Source organism: Sulfitobacter sp. 1A13421, assembly GCF_043557285.1.
In the GTDB taxonomy this organism is placed as follows: Bacteria; Pseudomonadota; Alphaproteobacteria; order Rhodobacterales; family Rhodobacteraceae; genus Sulfitobacter; species Sulfitobacter faviae.
In genome coordinates this window covers 106,750-126,724 of record NZ_JBIFFQ010000006.1, presented here as the reverse complement: position 1 = coordinate 126,724, position 19,975 = coordinate 106,750, and the positions used below count along the sequence as shown (strand labels likewise).

The window sequence follows — 19,975 nt, the reverse complement described above, 5'->3', positions numbered from 1 at the left end:
CGGTAAAAGTTAAAAATACATATTGTATTCTTAATGAAGACATTGTTCCTTCATATCACCCCGCACCCCGTCCAGAGAGAGTCGGGGGCGACCAACCCAAGAGGGAGATACCTATGAAATTCACGCAACTCGCCGGGAGCCTCGTGGCTGCGACCGTGATCGGCACAGCCGCTCAGGCCGACAAACTGGACGACATCATTTCTTCGGGCACGCTGCGCTGCGCCGTGGTGCTGGACTTCCCGCCCATGGGCTCGCGCGATGACAGCAATACGCCCGTCGGCTTCGACGTGGACTATTGCAACGATCTGGCCGCCGCCCTTGGCGTCGAAGCCGAGATCGTGGAGACGCCCTTCCCCGACCGTATCCCCGCCCTCGTCTCGGGCCGCGCGGATGTGGGTGTTGCCTCCACCTCCGACACGCTGGAGCGCGCCAAGACCGTTGGTTTCTCGGTGCCCTATTTCGCCTTCACCAACGTCGTGCTGACCCGCGAAGACGCGGGCGTCGACAGCTTTGAAAGCCTCAAGGGCAAGACCGTGGGCTCCGTCGCGGGCACTTTCGAAGCCATCGCGCTGGAAGAGCAGGTCGACGCATGGGACGAAGGCAGCTTCCGTTCCTACCAAAGCCAAGCGGATGTCTTCCTGTCGCTGGCCCAAGGCCAGATCGACGCGACGGTCGTGACCTCCACCGTGGCCTCCTCCATCGTGGCGAGCGGCAAGTTCGACGGTCTGACCATCGCGGGCGATGCGCCGTTTGACGTGGACTATGTCGGTCTGATCGGCCTGCGTCAGGAATACGGTCTGCTGAACTATCTCGACCTCTTCGTGAACCAGCAGGTGCGCTCGGGCCGTTATCAGGAACTGTTCGACAAATGGGTCGGCGGCGAGGCGCCGGACCTGACCATCGCCAAAGCCTATCGCTGATGAATGCGGGGGCCGCGACCTGCGGCCCCCCTGCCGATAACCGCTGATCGGAGCAAGAGATGGGCAACTATACCTTTCAATGGCGACAGGCCTTTCGCGCCTTACCAGAGATGCTGGAAGGCGCGCTGGTCACGCTGCAAATATCGATCCTGTCGATGCTCATCGGCATTGCCATCGCCGTGCTGCTGGCCGTGGGCCGGGATGCCAAATCGGCTTGGCTGCGGGCGCCTGCCACCGCATGGGTCGAAGTGGCGCGCAACACGCCGGCGTTGTTTCAGATTTACATGGCGCATTTCGGGCTAGGGTCTTTCGGGGTCTATCTCAGCCCCTACGCCGCGCTGCTGGCGGGGATCGCCTTCAACAACGCGGGCTACCTTTGCGAGACGTTCCGCGGCGCGATGCGCGCCATTCCGGGCACGCAGCTGCGCGCCGGGCGGTCACTGGGCATGGGACAGGCCAAGGCGTTTCGCTTGATCATCCTGCCGCAGATGTTCCGCATCTCGTTCCTGCCGACGACGAACCAGATGATTTGGGCGATCTTGATGACCTCTCTGGGGGTCACGGTGGGGCTGAATTCGGATCTCGCCGGGGTGACGCAAGACCTCAACGCGCGCAGCTTCCGAACCTTTGAATTCTTCGCATTGGCGGCGGTGATCTACTACGTGATCGCCAAGACCGTGATGCTTGGCGCACGGCTGCTTGCGGCCCGCCTGTTTCGCTACTGAAGGAAGAGAATAGATGTTTGATACGGCTCTGACCTTCAACGACCTATTGTTCATGCTCAAAGGCGCAGGGGTGACGCTTTCGGTCACCGCCTTCGCGGTGGTGGGCGGCACGCTGCTGGGGGTGTTCTTCGGGGTGCTGCGCAGCCAGATCAGCCCATGGGCGGCGCTGCCGCTGACCTTCGTGCTGGATATCTTCCGCTCGGTTCCGCTGCTGATCCAATTGATTCTCGCCAACGCCTTTCAGGCCATCGCGGGTTGGGGGATTTCGCCCTTCGTGACCTCCTGCATCGTGCTGGCGCTCTATACCTCGGCCTATTGCACCGAGATCGTGCGCGGCGCGATCGAGGCGGTGCCTTCGGTCACCCGCCGTGCGGCGCGCTCGCTCGGCATGACTTGGGGGCAAGATCTTACGCAGATCGTCTTTCCCATGGCGCTGCGGGTCGGCCTGCCCAGTTGGATCGGCCTGACGCTTGGCGTGATGAAAGACAGCGCGCTGGTGATGTGGCTTGGCATCATCGAATTGCTGCGTGCCTCGCAAATTCTGGTGACACGCCTGCAAGAGCCGATGTTCATCCTGCTCGTGACCGGCGCGATCTACTTCGCGCTCAGTTTCCCCATTGCCCGGCTTGGCAGCCGCTTGGAAAAAAGGTGGCAAGAAAATGATTGAGATTGAAAACGTCCACAAATCCTTTGGTGCGCTTCAGGTGCTCAAGGGCATCGACCTGACCGTGCAAAAAGGCGAGGTCGTCTCGGTGATCGGCGGCTCAGGTTCGGGCAAATCGACGCTTTTGACCTGCATCAACGGGCTAGAGCCGATCGACAGTGGCCGCATCGTCGTCGACGGGACCGAGGTTCACGCCCGCGACACCGACCTGAACAAGCTGCGCCGCAAGATCGGCATCGTGTTCCAGCAGTTCAACGCCTTTCCGCATCTCACGGTGCTGGAAAACGTCACGCTGGCCCCGCGCAAAGTCAAAGGCATCGCCCGAAAAGAGGCCGAAGAGATCGCGGTGCAGCAGCTTTCGCATGTTGGTCTGGCCGAGAAGCTTGATGTTTACCCCAGCCGCCTGTCGGGCGGGCAGCAGCAGCGGATGGCGATTGCGCGTGCATTGGCGATGTCGCCCGATTACATTCTCTTTGACGAGGTGACCTCGGCCCTCGACCCGCAACTGGTGGGCGAGGTGCTGGACACGCTCAAATTGCTGGCAGATGAAGGGATGACGATGATCTGTGTCACCCATGAGATGAGTTTCGCACGCGATGTGTCGGACCGTGTGGCCTTCTTTCACAGGGGCGTCATGGCCGAGATCGGCGCGCCGGATCAGATCTTTGGCGATCCGCAGCAAGAAGAGACCCGTCAATTCCTGTCGAGCGTGCGGTAATGAACCAAACCCCGGTGACGGTCGTCGGCGCGGGCGTGGTGGGCCTGTCCATCGCGCTGGCACTTCAGGCGCGCGGGCTGCCCGTGCGGGTGATCGACCGTGAAGGCCCGGCGGCGGGCGCTTCGGCGGGCAATGCGGGTGCCTTTGCTTTTACCGAGATCCTGCCGCTCGCCTCGCCCCGGATGATCCGGCAGGCGCCGAAGTGGTTGCTGGATCCGTTGGGGCCGCTTTCCGTGCCGCCGCGCTATGCCGGGCGGATCGCCCCGTGGATGTGGCGTTTCTGGAAAGCAAGCTGGCCCGCGCAGGTGCGGGCTTCGACCGTGGCGCAGACGGCGCTGATGAAACTCTCGCAAGCCGCGCTCGACCCGCATCTGGCGCTGAGCGGTCTGGCCTATATGCTGCGCCATGACGGGCAGTTGCAGGTCTATGAAGGCGAGGCCGAGTTCCGCGCCTCCCTCCCTGGATGGCAGGCCCGCGAAGAGGCGGGGATCGCCTTCACGCATCTAAAGGGCGATGAGATTGCGGCCTATCAACCCGGTCTTGCGCCCGGCTTCACCCATGCGACCTTCACCCCGGAATGGCAGTCAATCTCGGACCCGCGCGACTATGTGCTGGCGATGGCCGAACGCTTCCGGGCCGGGGGCGGGGAGATCACCATCACCCGCGCCGAACGTCTCGTCGCAGGCGGGGTCGAGACCGCCGCTGGCCTGATGCCGGGCCGCGTGGTGCTGGCCGCGGGTGCGCATTCGCATCACCTCGCGCGGACCGCTGGCGTGAAAATCCCGCTGGAGACCGAGCGCGGCTATAACACGACCCTGCCCGCCGGTGCCTTCGACCTGAAGCGCCAGATCACTTTTGGCGGCCATGGCTTTGTCATCAGCAAGGTGGGCCACGGGCTGCGCGTCGGCGGGGCGGTGGAACTCGGCGGGCTTGACCTGCCGCCGAACTTTGCCCGCGCCGATGCGATGCTGAAAAAGGCCAAGCGCTTTCTGCCGGGGCTCGACACCTCGGGCGGCACGCAATGGATGGGTTTCCGCCCCTCACTGCCCGACAGCCTGCCCGCCATCGGCGCGCTGCCAAGCCGCCCGGATGTGTTCTGCGCCTTTGGCCACGGCCATCTGGGCCTCACCCAATCGGCGGGCACCGCCACCATCATCGCGGATCTGATGACCGGTCAAGACCCCGGCATCGACCTGACCCCCTTCTCTCCCGCCCGTTTCTAGAGGCTGACATGACGCAACACACATTTCCCTGTATCGACGGCCATACCTGCGGCAATCCGGTACGGCTCGTCACCGGCGGCGCGCCGCTGTTGAAGGGCGCGAACATGCTGGAAAAGCGCGCGCATTTTCTGGCGGAATACGACTGGATCCGCACCGGTTTGATGTTCGAGCCGCGTGGGCACGACCAGATGTCGGGCGCAATCCTTTACCCGCCGACGCGGGATGATTGCGACATCGCGGTGCTGTTCATCGAGACCTCGGGCTGCCTGCCGATGTGCGGCCACGGCACCATCGGCACCGTCACCATCGCACTTGAAAACGGGCTGGTTACCCCCGCCACCCCCGGCCAATTGCGCCTTGAAACCCCTGCTGGGCGGGTCGATGTGACCTACCGGCAAGAGGGGCGTTTCGTCGAAGAGGTGCGCCTGACCAACGTGCCCGCCTTCCTCCACGCCGAAGGGCTGACGGCGGAGGTCGAGGGTTTGGGCGAAGTGGTGGTCGATGTCGCCTATGGCGGCAATTTCTACGCCATCGTCGAGCCGCAGAAGAACTTCCGCGATATGGCGGATTTCTCGGTCTCCGAACTGGTCGGTCTGAGCCCGAAACTTCGCGCCGCGCTCAATGCGAAATATGAGTTCATCCACCCCGAACATCCCGCGATCAACGGGCTGAGCCATATCCTCTGGACCGGCGCCCCCCGCGCGGGAGAGGCCGATGCCCGCAACGCGGTTTTCTACGGTGACAAGGCGATCGACCGCTCCCCCTGCGGCACCGGCACTTCGGCGCGGATGGCGCAGCTGGCGGCCAAGGGCAAGCTGAATGTCGGCGATGATTTCGTGCATGAATCCATCATCGGCTCCATGTTCAAAGGCCGTGTCGAAGCGGCGGCAGAGGTGGCGGGCAGGCCCGCGATCATCCCCTCCATCGCCGGTTGGGCGCGGGTGACGGGCTTTAACACCATTTTCATCGACGAGCGTGACCCCTTCGCGCACGGATTTGTCGTCACCTGATTTAAAGAGGCTCCCCATGGCGCATATCATCGTTCCCGCCGCGGCCCATGGCGCGGTGCTGGCTTCCTCCGAGGGGCTGAGTTTCTGGGGCGGCGTCGATCCGGCCACGGGCAAGGTCATCGACGCGCATCATCCGCTTTGCGGTCAGTCGCTGGCGGGGAAGATCCTGCTCATGCCCACCAGCCGCGGCTCCTGCACCGGCAGCGGCGTGCTGCTGGAACTGGCGTTGAACGGTCATGCCCCTGCTGCCCTCGTGTTTCGCGAGGCCGAAGACATCCTGACCCTGGGCGCGTTGATCGCGGGGAAGATGTTCGACAAGCCGCTCGCGGTGCTGCGCCTCGGGGCCGAGGATTACGACCTGCTTGCCAAATCCCGCAGCGCGCGGATCACGCCTGAGATGCTTAGCACCGATGACTGGGATCTGCCCCTGTCCGACAGGCCCGCCCGCGCCCTGCATCTCACCGCCGAGGATCAGGCGATGCTGGACGGGGCCGAGGGCAAGGCCGTGCAACTGGCGATGGAGATCACCTGCACCATGGCGCGGGGGCAGGGGGCCGAGCGGCTGGTCGATGTGACGCGCGTGCATATCGACGGCTGCATCTACGCCAGCCCCGCCAACCTGCTCTTTGCCCAGACCATGGCCGATATGGGCTCGAAGGTGCGCGTGCCGACGACGATGAACGCGATCTCGGTCGATCACGGCAATTGGCGCGATCAAGGCGTGCCGCCGGATTTCGGCCTGCCCGCCAGCCGTTTGGCCGACGCCTATGTCACGATGGGCGCGCGGCCCAGTTTCACCTGCGCGCCCTACCAATTGCCCGCCCCGCCCGAACGCGACGAGTTCATCGCGTGGTCGGAGTCCAACGCGGTGATCTATGCCAATAGCGTGCTTGGCGCGCGGACGGTGAAACATCCCGATTTCCTCGACCTGTGCATCGCGCTCACCGCGCGCGCGCCGCTCTCAGGGGTCTATCTGGAGGAACATCGCGCCCCGCGCCGGGTGATCGAAGTGGCGCTGCCCGCGGAGTATGACGAGGCGATCTGGCCGATGCTTGGCTGGCTCGCGGGGCAGGCCGCGCCGGACCGGATCCCGGTCCTGCGCGGGTTGGAGGGGGCCGCCCCGAATGAGGATGACCTCAAAGCGCTCTGCGCGGCCTTCGGCACCACCTCCGCAGCCCCGATGCTGCATGTGGCTGGGATTACACCCGAAGCCGATCTGCCCCCTGTTGCAGAGGCCGATACGGTTCGCCTCACATCCGATGACCTGCGCCGCGTTTGGCGGCAGTTCAACGCCGGGGCCGCAAAGGTTGACCTCGTGGCCTTTGGCAGCCCGCATTTCTCGCACGCCGAATGCCGCGCGCTCGACACCGCCCTCGCCGGGCGCAAGCGCCATGCCGATACGGCTGTCATCGTGACGCTCGGCCAAGACACACTGCAAGCGGCGCGCGATGACGGCACCGTGGCGCGGCTGGAGGCCGCGGGCGTGCAGGTGGTGCCCGACATCTGCTGGTGCTCGATTTCCGAGCCGGTCTTCCCGCCCTCGGCCAAGGTGCTGATGACCAACTCGGGCAAATACGCTCATTACGCCCCCGGTCTGTCGGGCCGGGCCGTGCGCTTTGGCAGTATCGCCGATTGTGTGGAGGCCGCCGTGTCGGGGCAGGCGGGGGAAGTCTTGCCGAGATGGCTGACCGAGGAGGAGACGAAGGATGCGTAGCAGCAAGACGGTTCATGTGATCTCGGCCCATGCCGAGGGTGAGGTGGGCGATGTGATTGTGGGCGGTGTCACCCCGCCGCCGGGCGAGACGCTGTGGGAGCAAAGCCGCTGGATCTCGCGGGATGAGACTCTGCGCAACTTCGTGTTGAACGAGCCGCGCGGCGGGGTGTTTCGCCATGTGAACCTGCTGGTCCCGCCGAAAGACCCCCGCGCCGATGCGGCCTTCATCATCATGGAGCCGGAGGACACGCCGCCGATGTCTGGTTCCAATTCGATCTGCGTCTCGACCGTGCTGCTCGACGGAGGCATCCTGCCGATGACGGAGCCTGTGACGGAGCTAACCCTCGAAGCGCCGGGCGGGCTGGTGAAGGTCCGCGCCGAATGTCTCAATGGCAAGGCGGAGCGTATTTTCGTGCAGAACCTGCCAAGCTTCGCGGCGCGTCTGGATGTGCCGCTTGAGGTCGAAGGGCTGGGCACGCTCACTGTCGATACCGCCTATGGCGGCGACAGTTTCGTGGTCGTCGATGCCGCCGCCATGGGGTTTTCACTAGAGGCGCATGAGGCCCATGACATCGCGCGGCTTGGCGTGCGGATCACCGATGCGGCCAATGCGGCGATGCGGTTCGACCACCCTGAGAACCCTGATTGGCAGCATTTCTCTTTCTGTCTTTTCGCCGGTCCGGTGACCCGCGATGAGACCGGCCTGCGCGCCGGGGCGGCGGTGGCGATCCAGCCGGGCAAGGTGGACCGTTCGCCCACTGGCACAGCGCTTTGCGCGCGGATGGCCCTGCTGCACGCGCGGGGGGAAATGGGGCTGGAGGACAGTCTGACCACCGTGTCGCTGATCGGGTCGACCTTCACGGGGCGTATCTTGGGCGAGACGCGGGTGGGCGAACATATGGCCATCCTGCCGGAACTGTCGGGCCGGGGCTGGGTCACGGGCATCCACCAACATATGCTCGACCCCGATGACCCTTGGCCGGGCGGCTACCGTTTGTCCGATACTTGGGGCGCGCGCGGCTAGGCGCGCCCGTTGCCACGTTGAACCCCGACCCTCGGGCAGACCGGGGGCGGGGCCAGTCTTTACAACCTCGCGGCGCCTCGGCGCGAAGCCGCCGTGTTTGGCTGACGCGAGGCAACGTCTTGCATGTGCTCTTGGTTTTCGATTGATTGCTTTTCAATCAGAACACGAACTTTCAAACAACGGAGAGTCACCATGAAGCTACGCACCACACTCGCATCCTCCGCATTGGCGCTGAGCCTTGCATTTCAAGCCCATGCCGCCGATGTGCCCGATGGCGTGAACCTTGCCGAAGACCAGACCTATACCTTCTGGCTGCTCGACGCGATCAAGTCGATGGACCCGCAGATCAATACCGACGTCGAAGGCTCTGACGTGCTGCGCAACCTCTTCGAAGGGCTCTACAACGAAGATGGCAACGGTGAGCTGGTCCCCGGTGTGGCGCTCGATCACGAAGTCTCGGAAGACGGCAAGACCTATACGTTCAACCTGCGCGACGACGCCAAGTGGTCCAACGGTGAGCCGGTCACGGCGAATGACTTCGTCTATTCATGGCGCCGTCTGGCCGACCCGGCGACCGCCTCGGAATACGCTTGGTACATGGAGTTGATGCAGGTCGAAAACGCGCCCGAGATCATCGCCGGGGACAAGTCCCCTGAGGAGCTGGGCATCCGCGCCATCGACGACCACACGCTTGAGGTCAAGATCACCACGCCGCTGCCCTATTTCCCGCAGATGCTGGTGCACGGCTCGACCTTCCCCGTGCTGCAAAGCGTGGTCGAGGAACATGGCGACGACTGGACCGATGCAGGCACGCTTGTCGGCAACGGCGCCTATACGCTGGTCGAACACCAGCTGGGCGAGCGTGTCGTGATGGAGAAGAACGACACCTATTGGGACGCCGAGAACGTGGTGATGGAAGAGATCATCGCGCTGACGATCAACGACGTGAACCAAGCCCTGACCCGCTATCTGGCCGGTGAGCTGGACCGCGTGGACATCCCCGCCGGGCAGTATCCGCGTCTGAAGAAAGAGTATCCCGAACAGGCGGTCTCCACCCCCTATAACTGCTCCTACATCTACATGCTGAACGTGGGCGAGAAGGGGCCGGAGGCGTTGAAAAACGTCAATGTGCGCAAGGCGCTGGCCTATGCCATTGACCGCGACATCATCGTCGACCGCATCCTACAAGGCGGCCAGAAGCCCTCGTACAACTGGACCCACTGGGCGATCGCCGATTTCGAGCGTCCCGAGTTGGATTGGGCCGACAACATGGATCAGGCGCAGCGCGTGGAGAAGGCCAAGGAGCTGCTGGCCGAGGCAGGCTACGGGCCCGACAACCCGCTGGATTTGACGCTGCAGTACAACACCTCGGAAGATCACAAGAAGATCGCCATCGCGGCCTCGCAAATGCTCAAGCAGATCGGCGTGAACCTCACGCTCGACAACTATGAGTGGAAGGTCCACACCGACCGGATGCAGAACCAAGACTACGACATGGCGCGTTACGCTTGGTGCGGTGACTACAACGAGGCCTCGACCTATCTCGACCTCATGACTTCCTATTCGGGCCACAACAACGGCGAGTTCTACAATGACGCCTATGACAAGCTCATGAAGGACAGCAAGACCGCCGAGGATCCGCAGCCGCTTTATCAAGAGGCAGAGAAGATCTTGGCCGAGGAAATGCCGATCATCCCGATCTACCACTACGCGAACGTCGACATGATCGCGGAAGACATTGAGGGTCTGCCGGAGAACAACGTGAACAACACGTGGTACGGCAAAGACCTCTACCGTACCGCAGAGTAACCTCTCGACATTCGGGCAACCCGGCGGTTATGGCACGGGCTGCCCGATTCTATTCTACACCCCCACAAACCCCGTATTCGGAGCGCGCGCCTCTTGCTCAGTTACATCCTCAAGCGCCTTGCCATCGCTATTCCGACGCTTCTGGTCTTGATCGTCATCTCCTTCCTGCTGATGCATTCCGCGCCCGGCGGCCCCTTCACCTCCGAGCGCGAGTTGCCGCCGCAGGTGCTGGCCAATCTCAATGCGAAATACGGGCTCGATGATCCGCTGTGGAAGCAGATCACAACTTACGTCTGGGGCATCGTCACCGAGTTCGATTTCGGGCCGAGCTTCGTCTACAAGGACCGTTCGGTGAACGAGATCATCGCCCAAGGTTTCCCGATCACGCTGACCTACGGCCTTTTGTCCTTCGCCGTGGCGGTCATCGTCGGCGTGGGCCTCGGCGTCGCCGCCGCCGTGCGGCACAATACGGTGCTGGACTATGCCGCCGTCGGCGTCTCCATCGGGGCGCAGGTGCTGCCGAACTTCGTGATGGCGCCGATCCTCGTGCTGGTCTTCACGCTCTGGCTTGGCTGGCTGCCGGGTGGCGGCTGGCAGGGGCCGGAATATTGGATCATGCCGGTGATCGCGCTGTCCACGTCCTTCATGGCTTCGATCGCGCGGATCACGCGCTCCTCGATGCTGGAAGTGCTGACCTCGAACCACATCCGCACCGCCCGCGCGAAGGGCCTGCCCGAACGGCGGGTGATCCTGCGCCACGCGCTGAAGCCCGCGATGCTGCCGGTGATCTCCTACCTCGGACCTGCCTTCGTTGCGATGATCACCGGCTCCGTGGTGGTCGACATCTATTTCTCCACCGGCGGCATCGGCAAGGCCTTCGTCGATTCGGCGCTGAACCGCGACTACGCGGTGATGATGGGGGTGACGATCCTCGTCGGTGCGCTGACCATCTTCTTTAACCTCGTGGTCGATATCCTTTACGGGTGGATCGACCCCAAGATCCGGTACTGACATGGTGATGACATCCGAACAACGGGTCGAGACCAGCAAGATCGCCGCCAAGGGCCGCTCCCCCTGGGCTGACGCGCGGCGGCGGTTCTTCCGCAACAAGGCGGCGCTGATGGGTCTGGTGATCCTCGGCTTCGTTGTGGCCTTCGCGCTTTTCGGCAACAGCTTCGCGCAATGGTCGAACGAGGAACTCGACTACAACGTCATGGGCCAGATCGTCGAACTGGGCGGCCCGTCGATCGAGAGCGGCCATTACTTCGGCACCGACGATCTGGGCCGCGACCTCTTTGCACGCACCGTGCAGGGCACGCAGATCAGCCTCGCCGTGGGCCTCGTCGGCGCGTTGATCGCCTGTGTGGTCGGCACGCTCTACGGCGCGGTCGCGGGCTATTTCGGCGGGCGTACCGACAGCATCATGATGCGGCTTGTCGATATCTTCATGGCCGTGCCTTACATGTTCGTGCTGATCTTGCTTCTGGTCATGTATGGCCGTTCGATCACCATCCTCTTCGCCGGTGTCGGCCTGATCTCTTGGATGGAGATGGCCCGCATCGTGCGCGGCCAGACCCTGACCATCAAGGGCCGCGAATTCGTCGAGGCGGCCCGCGCCACCGGCGTTTCCGCCCCGGTCATCATCCTGCGCCACATCGTGCCCAACCTTCTGGGTGTTATCGCCGTCTATGCCACGCTGCTGGTCCCGCTGATGATCCTCACGGAGAGCTTCATCTCCTTCCTCGGCCTTGGTGTGCAGGAACCGCTGACCTCGCTCGGGGCGCTGATCTCCGAAGGGGCGGGCACCATCGCCTATGGCACCACTTGGCAGTTGGGTTTCCCGCTGCTGTTCTTCTGTCTCACGCTCTTCGGCCTGTTCTTTATCGGTGACGGGCTTCGTGACGCGCTCGACCCCAAGGATCGCTGATGTCTCTGCTGGAAATCGACAAGCTCAACGTCACCTTCGAGGGCGACGACGGCCCCGTTCACGCGGTCAATGACCTGTCGCTCGCCATCAACCGGGGCGAGACCCTCGGCATCGTTGGCGAAAGCGGCTCGGGCAAGTCGCAGACCGCTTTTTCGATCATGGGCCTTCTGGCGCCGAACGGGCGCACCGGCGGGTCGATCCGTTTTGACGGGCAGGAGATTTTGGGCGCCAAGCCCAAGGTGCTGAACAAGATCCGGGCCGAGCGCATCGCGATGATCTTTCAGGACCCGATGACCTCGCTCAACCCCTACATGCGGATCAGCGACCAGATGACCGAGGTGCTGACCCTGCACCAAGGCCTGTCAAAACGCGATGCGCTCGCGGAATCGGTGCGGATGCTGGACGCGGTGAAAATCCCGGCGGCCAAGGAGCGTATCCGCCTCTTCCCGCATGAGTTCTCAGGCGGGATGCGCCAGCGGGTGATGATCGCCATGTCGTTGCTGTGCAAACCCGATCTGCTGATCGCCGATGAGCCGACCACTGCGCTCGACGTCACCGTACAGGCGCAGATCATGGACCTCTTGGGCGATCTGCAAAAGGATTTCGGCATGGCCACGATCCTCATTACCCATGACCTCGGCGTTGTCGCAGGCTTCTGCGAGCGGGTGCTGGTGATGTATGGTGGCCGGGTGATGGAGCAGGGGCCGACCGAGCCGCTCTTTGCTGAGCCCACGCATCCCTACACCCGCGGCCTTCTCGCCGCCGTGCCACGCGTCGATGACGAAGATGCCACGATGAAGGCGATCCCCGGCAACCCGCCGAACATGGCTGCCCCGCCCGAGGGCTGTCCCTTCCGCCCGCGGTGCAACTACGCCGGTGACGATTGCCGCGTGATGCCGCCGCTCGCACCCTTCGACGCGGGTCGCGCTCGCGCCTGCCACCGTCCCATCGCGGAGGTCACCGCATGAGCCCGCTTCTTTCGGTCCGCGACCTGCACGTCAAATTCCCGATCATCCGCGCGGGCGACATGCCATGGACCAAGCCGCGCATCCTGCATGCGGTGAACGGTGTGAGCTTCGATTTGGAGCCCGGAAAGACCCTCGGCGTCGTCGGTGAATCCGGTTGCGGCAAATCCACCCTCGCCCGCGGGCTGATCCAGATGGTTCCGGCCGAAGGACAAGTCATGTGGCAGGGCGAGACCGACCTGCTGTCGCTCTCCCCGCGCCGGATGAAGCCCTACCGGTCCGAGATCCAGATGGTGTTTCAGGACCCGCTCGCCTCGCTCAACCCGCGTATGACTCTGGGCCAGATCATCGCCGAGCCGCTGAAGACCCACCGCCCCGACGTGCCCGCCCGCGAGCGCCGCGCCCGGGTGGCGCAGATGATGGAGCGCGTGGGTCTGCTGCCGCAGATGATCAACCGCTACCCGCATGAGTTTTCCGGCGGCCAGTGCCAGCGCATCGGCATCGCCCGTGCGCTGATCGTGGAGCCGAAGCTCCTGATCTGCGACGAGCCGGTTTCGGCACTCGACGTCTCGATTCAGGCGCAGGTGATTGAACTTCTGAAAGAGTTGCAGCGCGATCTGGGGCTGGCGATGATCTTCATCGCCCATGATCTCAGCGTGGTGAAGAACATCTCGGACGAGGTCATGGTGCTCTACCTTGGCCGCGTTATGGAGAAGGCACCAAAGGCGCAGCTTTACGACGACCCGCAGCATCCCTATACGCAGGCGCTGCTTTCCGCGGTGCCGATCCCGGATCCGATCGCCGAGCGCGCCAAGCAGATCGTGCCGATGAGCGGCGACATGCCCTCGCCGATGAACCCGCCCTCGGGCTGCGTCTTCCGCGGCCGCTGCCCGCGGGCGCAGGCCGATTGCGCGCAGGTGGTGCCGCAACCGGGCGAGTCGCTGCATCAGGTCGCTTGCATTCACCCCGGCCCGCTGCAAGCCAGCGAGACCGCGGCGCTGTAAGTCTGTGGGCAGCCTTGGTGTGAAAATTTCAAAATAATCAGCCTCTTAGGGGCGGTTTGCGTTCGCCACCGCCCCGCCCTATTCCCGAAAAATGATATACGTCTATCAAAAATGATTGACGTATATCAAAATATCCCCCTAGATAGGCCCCGAGATGCGCAGGCTGGGAGGGCCAGCGCGCGGGGGAGGGGCCATGACAAGTCCGACGTTAAGCGATGTCGCACGCGCTGCCGGGGTGAGCTATGCCACCGCGGACCGGGTGATCAACAACCGCGGCAACGTGGCGGAAAAGTCCATCGCCAAGGTGCGCGAAGCGGTCGCGGCGCTTGGCTATGTACGCAATGTCGCCGCGGCGAACCTGTCACGCGGGCGGGTCTACCGGCTCGCTTTCCTGATCCCCCGCGGCTCCAACGCCTTTTTCAACCGCATCCGTCAACACATCGAACATACCGCCGCCCATCAGGCCACCGAACGCGTCACCGCCGAGGTGATCGAGGTCGCGGCCTTCGCCGTCGAAGGGCTGCAAGACAGCATTTCGGACCTGCTGGAACGGGATTTCGACGGTGTCGCCATCGTCGGCTTGCAAAGCGCCGCGCTTGAGGCGCCTTTGGCCGCCCTGCGGGAAAAGGGGGTGGCCGTGGTGGGCCTCGTCTCCGACCTGCCGCAGGCCGCCCGCGCCGCCTATATCGGGATCGACAACATCGCCGCCGGGCGCACGGCGGGGCGTATGGTGGGGCTTGCCCATGGCGGGCAGGGCGGGCGGGTGCAGACCTTTGCAGGCTCGCTGGACGCGCGCGACCACGCAGAGCGTCTGACCGGCTTTCGCGAAGTGTTGCAGGCCGATTTCCCACAGGTTGAATTGCTGGATCCGATCATGACGAAGGACGACGCGCAGGTGCTGAACGCGCAGACGCGTCAGGCGCTCGGCCAGACGGAGCTGACAGCACTTTACAACGTGGGCGCGGGCAACAGCGGGTTGATCGCCGCCCTGCAAGAGGGGCGGGGCACACGGCCTTTCTGCGTGGTGCATGAACTGGTCGCGCATTCGCGTCAGGCGCTGCTTGATCGGCATATCGATCTGGTGATCGACCAACGCCCGGATGTCGAGATCAACCGCGCCTTCACCGTCTTGCGGGCGCTGATCGACCAAAAGGAATTGCCGCCGATGCCGGACCTCGTGCCGACGATTTACGTGCGGGACAATCTGCCCGCCGACACATTGACCGATAAGATGAAGGCCAAGATAGATGACTGATTTCTTTAAAGATATAAAGCCCCTCACCTATGATCCCGAGGGAGCCGATCTGGCCTTTCGCCACTACAACCCTGACGAGATCGTCATGGGCAAACGGATGGAAGATCACCTGCGTTTCGCCGTGGCCTATTGGCATTCCTTCGCATGGCCGGGCGGCGATCCCTTTGGCGGGCAGACCTTCGATCGCCCGTGGTTCGGTGACACGATGGATTTGGCAAAGCTCAAGGCCGATGTGGCCTTCGAGATGTTCGATCTGCTGAACGCGCCCTTCTTCTGCTGGCACGATGCCGACATCCGCCCCGAGGGGGATACATTCGCCGAAAGCCTGCGCAATTTCGAAGAGATCGTTGATTATCTCGGCACCAAGATGGAAGGCTCCAAAACCAAGCTGCTTTGGGGCACGGCGAACCTCTTTGGTCACCGGCGCTTTATGTCGGGCGCGGCCACCAATCCCGACCCTGAGATTTTCGCTTGGTCCGCCGCCACGGTCAAAGCCTGCATGGATGCGACCCATAAGTTGGGCGGTCAGAACTACGTCCTCTGGGGCGGGCGCGAGGGCTATGAGACGCTGCTCAACACCGACCTGAAACGCGAACGCCAGCAGGCCGGGCGCTTCTTGCAGATGGCGGTGGAGTACAAACACAAGATCGGCTTCGAAGGCGCCATTCTGGTGGAACCCAAGCCGCAGGAGCCGACTAAACATCAGTATGATTTCGATGTCGCCACGGTCTATGGTTTCCTCAAGGAATTCGGGCTGGAGAACGAAGTTCAGATGAACATCGAACAGGGCCATGCGATCCTTGCAGGCCATTCGTTCGAACATGAGCTGGCGCTGGCCGCGTCCTTGGGGATATTCGGCTCGATCGACATGAACCGCAACGACTATCAATCGGGCTGGGACACGGATCAATTCCCCAACAACGTGCCCGAAGTGGCGCTGGCCTATTACGAGGTGCTGAAGGCGGGTGGTTTCACCACCGGCGGCACCAATTTCGACGCCAAGCTGCGTCGGCAATCGCTCGATCCGGTCGATCTGGTTGCGGCCCATGCGGGCGCGATGGATGTCTGCGCGCGGGGCTTCAAAGCCGCCGCCGCCATGCTGGAGGATGGCACGATTGAGGCCATGCGCGCCGAGCGCTACGCGGGGTGGGAGACGCCCAAGGCCAAGGCGATGCTGGAGGGGGATCTGGCCTCGATCGCCGCGCAGGTCGTCCAAGACGGCATTAACCCGCAGCCCCGCTCGGGCCGGCAGGAAATTCTGGAGAACATCGTGAACCGGTTCGTTTGAGCCGGGGAAAGGGAGGAACATTATGAAGACGATCAAGGGACCGGCGCTGTTTCTGGCGCAATTCGCGGGCGATGACGCGCCCTTCAACTCTTGGGACAGCATCACCAAATGGGCTGCCGATTGTGGCTACAAAGGTGTGCAAGTGCCCAGTTGGGACGCGCGGCTGATCGATTTGGCCAAGGCGGCGTCGAGCAAGGATTACTGCGATGAGTTCAAGGGCAAGGCGGTCGAAAACGGCGTGGAGGTGACCGAGCTTTCGACCCACCTTCAGGGCCAGTTGGTCGCCGTGCATCCGGCCTATGACACGGCCTTTGACGGATTCGCCGTCGAAGAAGTGCGCGGCAATCCCAAGGCGCGGCAGGAATGGGCGGTCGAGCAGGTCAAACTGGCGCTTTCGGCCTCCAAGAACATGGGGATCGGGGCGCATGCGACCTTCTCGGGCGCTTTGGCTTGGCCCTATGTCTACCCTTGGCCGCAGCGCCCGGCGGGGCTGATTGAGACGGCCTTTGACGAACTCGCCGCGCGTTGGCTGCCGATCTTGAACCATGCCGAGGATTGCGGCGTCGACGTCTGCTATGAGATCCACCCCGGCGAAGACCTGCATGACGGCATCACCTATGAGATGTTTTTGGAGCGTACGGGCAATCACGCGCGGGCCAACATGCTCTATGATCCCAGCCACTACGTCCTGCAATGTCTTGATTACATTGATAACATCGACATCTACAAAGACCGGATCAAGATGTTCCACGTCAAGGATGCGGAGTTCAATCCGACGGGCCGTCAGGGGGTCTATTCGGGCTATCAAAGCTGGACAGACCGCGCCGGGCGGTTCCGGTCGCTGGGTGACGGGCAGGTTGATTTCGGCGCTGTCTTTTCCAAAATGGCGGCGAATGATTTCGATGGCTGGGCCGTGGTGGAATGGGAATGCTGCCTCAAACATCCCGAAGACGGGGCGCGTGAGGGGGCGCAATTCGTTTCCGATCACATCATTCGCGTGACCGACAAAGCCTTTGACGACTTCGCCGATGGCGGCACCGATGAGGCGGCAAACCGCAAGATGCTGGGGATCGACTGATGGCACGTATTCGACTTGGCATGGTGGGCGGCGGCAATGACGCCTTTATCGGCGGGGTGCACCGCATCGCCTCGCGCATTGACGACCGGTTTGATCTGGTGGCAGGCGCGCTGTCTTCGACCCCCGAGAAATCCGCCGCCAGTGCGGAGGCATTGGGCATTCCGCGCTCCTACGGCAGTTTCGAAGAGATGGCCGAGGCAGAAGCCGCCCGCGAGGACGGGATCGAGGCGGTCTCAATCGTCACGCCCAACCACGTCCATGCTGCTGCCGCGAAGGCGTTCTTGGCCAAGGGCATCCATGTGATCTGCGACAAGCCCCTGACCTCCACGCTGGAGGATGCGGAGGCGTTGGCGGCCAGCGTCGCGGAGGCCGAGGCACTTTTCATCCTCACCCATAACTACACCGGCTATCCGATGATCCGCCAAGCCCGCGAAATGGTCGCGGCAGGCGATCTGGGCGAGATCCGCATCGTGCAGGCGGAATATCCGCAGGACTGGCTGACTGCCCCAGCGGAGAACGAAGGCGTCAAACAGGCCGAGTGGCGCACCGATCCCGCACGCTCGGGCGCGGGCGGCTCGGTGGGCGATATCGGCACCCATGCCCATAACCTCGCCTGTTTTGTCAGCGGTCTGGAGGTCGAAAGCCTTGCCGCCGATCTGCAATGCTGGGGCGCGGGGCGCAAGCTGGATGACAACGCCCATATGATGCTGCGGTTCGCCGGTGGCGCGCGCGGCATGCTGTGGTCAAGCCAAGTTGCCCCCGGCAATGAGAACGCGCTGAAGCTGCGTATCTATGGCGACAAGGGCGGTTTGGAATGGTCGCAAGAGGATCCCAATTACCTGTGGTTCACGCCTTTGGGAGAGCCGAAGCGTCTGATCACCCGCAACGGGGCAGGGGCGTCTGAGGCGTCGCAATCGGTAAGCCGCATTCCCGGTGGCCACCCCGAAGGGTACCTCGAAGGGTTTGCCACGATCTATAACGAGGCCGCCGATGCGATCCGCGCGGTGCAGGGCGGGGCGAGCCGCGAAAGCGCCATGGGCGTGCTGCCGGACATCACGGCGGGCATGGCGGGGATGCGTTTCATCAACGCCTGCGTCACCTCCTCGGCCAATGATGCGGCGTGGACCAAGCTATGAGTGCCACCCCCGTTCTTGCCCTGCGCGACGTGAGCAAGAGCTTCGGCTCGATCGAAGTGCTGCACGGCGTGACCCTCGCACTAGAGCCGGGGACCGTTCATGCGCTGATCGGTGAGAACGGGGCGGGCAAATCGACGACGATGAAGATCATGGCGGGCTATCAACTGCCCTCGAAAGGTGCTGTCGAACTTGACGGTGCAGCGGTCCGTTTCGACAGTCTGCACGAGGGCGAGATGGCCGGGATCGTGATGATCCACCAAGAGTTCAACTTGGCGGAGCAGTTGACCGTTGAGCAGAACATCTTTCTGGGCCGCGAGTTGAAACGCGGGCCGCTGCTCGACAAGGCCGAGATGCGGCGGCGCACGCGGGACTATCTTGATCGGGTGGCCTGCAACGTCTCTCCGGATGCGCTGGTCTCGCGCCTGTCGAATTCCGACAAACAGATGGTCGAGATCGCCAAGGCCCTGTCGCGCGATGCGCGGGTGTTGATCATGGATGAGCCGACGGCGGTGTTGACCAAACGCGAGACCGATGTGCTGTTCAAACAGGTCGCGGCCCTGCGCGCGGCGGGAACGGCGGTCTTGTTCACCTCCCATAAATTGGACGAAGTGGCCGAGATCTCGGACCATGTCACCATCATGCGCGATGGCGCGGTGGTGCAATCCAGCCCGACCTCTGAGATCACCGAAGACGAAATGGCCACCGCCATGGTGGGCCGCGATGTCTCTGACCTCTACCCCGCCAAACCCGGTGTGGAGGAGGACGCGCCAGAGATGCTCTCGGTCGAAAACCTCAGCGTGCCGGGCTTTGCCAGCAATGTGTCCTTTTCGCTGCGACAGGGGGAGATCCTTGGGCTGGGTGGGCTGATCGGCTCTGGCCGGACCGAGGTGATGGAAGGCCTGGCCGCGCTGCGCCCGGCAAATGCCGAGCGTGTCACGCTCTTTGGGGAGCCGGTGCAGTTCAAGCGGCCAAGCGACGCGCAACAGGCCGGGCTGTGCTATCTGACCGAAGATCGCAAGCTGCGCGGTCTGCTGCTGGAACGCGGCATGCGTGAGAACCTAACCCTTCAAAACCTGCATAAATTCGGCGGCTTCCTGATCGACCGCAACGCAGAGGAAACCGCCCTGACAGAGGCCATTGGCGATTTCGACATTCGCGCGGGCAGCCGTGATGTGCGGGTCGGCAATATGTCGGGCGGCAACCAGCAGAAACTGCTGCTGGCCAAGATCATGCTCTCCGAGCCGCGCATCCTGATCGTCGATGAACCCACCCGCGGCATCGACATCGGCACCAAGCAGCAAATCTATGCCTTCCTGCGCAAACTAGCCGATCAGGGCCACGCCATTATCGTGATCACCTCCGAGATGCCCGAACTCATCGGCCTTGCCGACCGCGTGATGGTTATGCGTTTGGGCGAGGTCAGCGGCACGCTGAACGCGGGCGAGATCACAGAAGACGCGATTGTCCGCCTCTCCATGGGGCTGAGCGCCGAACAAATGCCGATGACGGCCTAAG

Annotated in this window: 18 protein-coding genes; all 18 read left to right on the top strand. The window is 63.2% G+C overall.

Features of this window, described 5'->3' with window-relative positions; genetic code table 11:
* Nucleotides 1-113: 113 nt before the first annotated feature.
* The 18 genes from ACGYLI_RS12550 (at nt 114) to ACGYLI_RS12465 (ending at nt 19,974) form a co-directional block, all read left to right on the top strand.
* On the top strand, nt 114-920 hold the full coding sequence (locus ACGYLI_RS12550; RefSeq protein ID WP_067260893.1) for a transporter substrate-binding domain-containing protein: 807 nt from the start codon (nt 114-116) through the stop codon (nt 918-920).
* Between the two features lie 59 nt (nt 921-979).
* Nucleotides 980-1,645 (top strand): amino acid ABC transporter permease, encoded by a 666-nt coding sequence (locus ACGYLI_RS12545; protein ID WP_394419443.1) that lies wholly within the window; start codon nt 980-982, stop codon nt 1,643-1,645.
* A 13-nt stretch (nt 1,646-1,658) separates the two neighbouring features.
* Nucleotides 1,659-2,312 carry an amino acid ABC transporter permease gene (locus ACGYLI_RS12540; RefSeq protein ID WP_067260889.1) on the top strand — a complete coding sequence of 218 codons (654 nt, stop codon included), beginning with the start codon at nt 1,659-1,661 and terminating at the stop codon, nt 2,310-2,312.
* Entirely contained in the window at nt 2,305-3,027 is a 723-nt protein-coding gene (locus tag ACGYLI_RS12535) for an amino acid ABC transporter ATP-binding protein (RefSeq protein WP_394419442.1), read from the top strand. The genes ACGYLI_RS12540 and ACGYLI_RS12535 overlap by 8 nt, the downstream gene beginning before the upstream one ends.
* Nucleotides 3,027-4,250, top strand: a complete 1,224-nt coding sequence (locus ACGYLI_RS12530; protein WP_394419441.1) for an NAD(P)/FAD-dependent oxidoreductase — start codon at nt 3,027-3,029, stop codon at nt 4,248-4,250. Before ACGYLI_RS12535 ends, ACGYLI_RS12530 begins: the two co-directional genes overlap by 1 nt.
* An 8-nt stretch (nt 4,251-4,258) precedes the next feature.
* Nucleotides 4,259-5,260: a 4-hydroxyproline epimerase gene (locus ACGYLI_RS12525; RefSeq protein WP_394419440.1), complete on the top strand. Its 1,002-nt coding sequence runs from the start codon at nt 4,259-4,261 to the stop codon at nt 5,258-5,260.
* A 16-nt stretch (nt 5,261-5,276) separates the two neighbouring features.
* A complete protein-coding gene (locus tag ACGYLI_RS12520) occupies nt 5,277-6,974 on the top strand; it encodes an aconitase X (protein ID WP_394419439.1) in 1,698 nt (565 codons plus the stop codon).
* Nucleotides 6,967-7,998 carry a proline racemase family protein gene (locus tag ACGYLI_RS12515; protein WP_394419438.1) on the top strand — a complete coding sequence of 344 codons (1,032 nt, stop codon included), beginning with the start codon at nt 6,967-6,969 and terminating at the stop codon, nt 7,996-7,998. The genes ACGYLI_RS12520 and ACGYLI_RS12515 overlap by 8 nt, the downstream gene beginning before the upstream one ends.
* A 192-nt stretch (nt 7,999-8,190) precedes the next feature.
* Complete coding sequence (locus ACGYLI_RS12510) at nt 8,191-9,807, top strand: peptide ABC transporter substrate-binding protein (protein WP_394419437.1); 1,617 nt, start codon at nt 8,191-8,193, stop codon at nt 9,805-9,807.
* Between the two features lie 93 nt (nt 9,808-9,900).
* Nucleotides 9,901-10,818, top strand: coding sequence for an oligopeptide ABC transporter permease OppB (oppB, locus tag ACGYLI_RS12505; RefSeq protein ID WP_271690204.1), 918 nt, complete (start codon nt 9,901-9,903; stop codon nt 10,816-10,818).
* Between the two features lies 1 nt (nt 10,819).
* Complete coding sequence (locus ACGYLI_RS12500) at nt 10,820-11,734, top strand: ABC transporter permease subunit (RefSeq protein WP_394419436.1); 915 nt, start codon at nt 10,820-10,822, stop codon at nt 11,732-11,734.
* The gene (locus ACGYLI_RS12495) at nt 11,734-12,702 is read left to right on the top strand and encodes an oligopeptide/dipeptide ABC transporter ATP-binding protein (protein ID WP_394419435.1); all 969 of its coding nucleotides are present in this window, start codon (nt 11,734-11,736) and stop codon (nt 12,700-12,702) included. The genes ACGYLI_RS12500 and ACGYLI_RS12495 overlap by 1 nt, the downstream gene beginning before the upstream one ends.
* Nucleotides 12,699-13,703: an ABC transporter ATP-binding protein gene (locus ACGYLI_RS12490; protein WP_394419434.1), complete on the top strand. Its 1,005-nt coding sequence runs from the start codon at nt 12,699-12,701 to the stop codon at nt 13,701-13,703. The genes ACGYLI_RS12495 and ACGYLI_RS12490 overlap by 4 nt, the downstream gene beginning before the upstream one ends.
* Before the next feature lie 193 nt (nt 13,704-13,896).
* Nucleotides 13,897-14,958 (top strand): LacI family DNA-binding transcriptional regulator, encoded by a 1,062-nt coding sequence (locus ACGYLI_RS12485; protein ID WP_394419433.1) that lies wholly within the window; start codon nt 13,897-13,899, stop codon nt 14,956-14,958.
* Nucleotides 14,951-16,246, top strand: a complete 1,296-nt coding sequence (xylA, locus tag ACGYLI_RS12480) for a xylose isomerase (RefSeq protein ID WP_394419432.1) — start codon at nt 14,951-14,953, stop codon at nt 16,244-16,246. Before ACGYLI_RS12485 ends, xylA begins: the two co-directional genes overlap by 8 nt.
* Nucleotides 16,247-16,268: 22 nt before the next feature.
* Entirely contained in the window at nt 16,269-17,324 is a 1,056-nt protein-coding gene (locus ACGYLI_RS12475; protein ID WP_322329830.1) for a sugar phosphate isomerase/epimerase, read from the top strand.
* Nucleotides 17,324-18,460, top strand: coding sequence for a Gfo/Idh/MocA family protein (locus ACGYLI_RS12470; protein ID WP_394419431.1), 1,137 nt, complete (start codon nt 17,324-17,326; stop codon nt 18,458-18,460). Before ACGYLI_RS12475 ends, ACGYLI_RS12470 begins: the two co-directional genes overlap by 1 nt.
* Complete coding sequence (locus ACGYLI_RS12465) at nt 18,457-19,974, top strand: sugar ABC transporter ATP-binding protein (RefSeq protein WP_394419430.1); 1,518 nt, start codon at nt 18,457-18,459, stop codon at nt 19,972-19,974. The genes ACGYLI_RS12470 and ACGYLI_RS12465 overlap by 4 nt, the downstream gene beginning before the upstream one ends.
* Nucleotide 19,975: the final 1 nt, after the last annotated feature.

Coding starts and splice junctions, on each gene's coding strand:
- ACGYLI_RS12530 (WP_394419441.1), top strand. CDS start 3,027: ATGAACCAAACCCCGGTGACGGTCGTCGGCGCGGGCGTGGTGGGCCTG.
- ACGYLI_RS12475 (WP_322329830.1), top strand. CDS start 16,269: ATGAAGACGATCAAGGGACCGGCGCTGTTTCTGGCGCAATTCGCGGGC.
- ACGYLI_RS12465 (WP_394419430.1), top strand. CDS start 18,457: ATGAGTGCCACCCCCGTTCTTGCCCTGCGCGACGTGAGCAAGAGCTTC.
- ACGYLI_RS12500 (WP_394419436.1), top strand. CDS start 10,820: ATGGTGATGACATCCGAACAACGGGTCGAGACCAGCAAGATCGCCGCC.
- ACGYLI_RS12510 (WP_394419437.1), top strand. CDS start 8,191: ATGAAGCTACGCACCACACTCGCATCCTCCGCATTGGCGCTGAGCCTT.
- ACGYLI_RS12520 (WP_394419439.1), top strand. CDS start 5,277: ATGGCGCATATCATCGTTCCCGCCGCGGCCCATGGCGCGGTGCTGGCT.
- ACGYLI_RS12550 (WP_067260893.1), top strand. CDS start 114: ATGAAATTCACGCAACTCGCCGGGAGCCTCGTGGCTGCGACCGTGATC.
- ACGYLI_RS12490 (WP_394419434.1), top strand. CDS start 12,699: ATGAGCCCGCTTCTTTCGGTCCGCGACCTGCACGTCAAATTCCCGATC.
- ACGYLI_RS12545 (WP_394419443.1), top strand. CDS start 980: ATGGGCAACTATACCTTTCAATGGCGACAGGCCTTTCGCGCCTTACCA.
- ACGYLI_RS12485 (WP_394419433.1), top strand. CDS start 13,897: ATGACAAGTCCGACGTTAAGCGATGTCGCACGCGCTGCCGGGGTGAGC.
- ACGYLI_RS12515 (WP_394419438.1), top strand. CDS start 6,967: ATGCGTAGCAGCAAGACGGTTCATGTGATCTCGGCCCATGCCGAGGGT.
- ACGYLI_RS12525 (WP_394419440.1), top strand. CDS start 4,259: ATGACGCAACACACATTTCCCTGTATCGACGGCCATACCTGCGGCAAT.
- xylA (WP_394419432.1), top strand. CDS start 14,951: ATGACTGATTTCTTTAAAGATATAAAGCCCCTCACCTATGATCCCGAG.
- ACGYLI_RS12495 (WP_394419435.1), top strand. CDS start 11,734: ATGTCTCTGCTGGAAATCGACAAGCTCAACGTCACCTTCGAGGGCGAC.
- ACGYLI_RS12535 (WP_394419442.1), top strand. CDS start 2,305: ATGATTGAGATTGAAAACGTCCACAAATCCTTTGGTGCGCTTCAGGTG.
- ACGYLI_RS12470 (WP_394419431.1), top strand. CDS start 17,324: ATGGCACGTATTCGACTTGGCATGGTGGGCGGCGGCAATGACGCCTTT.
- ACGYLI_RS12540 (WP_067260889.1), top strand. CDS start 1,659: ATGTTTGATACGGCTCTGACCTTCAACGACCTATTGTTCATGCTCAAA.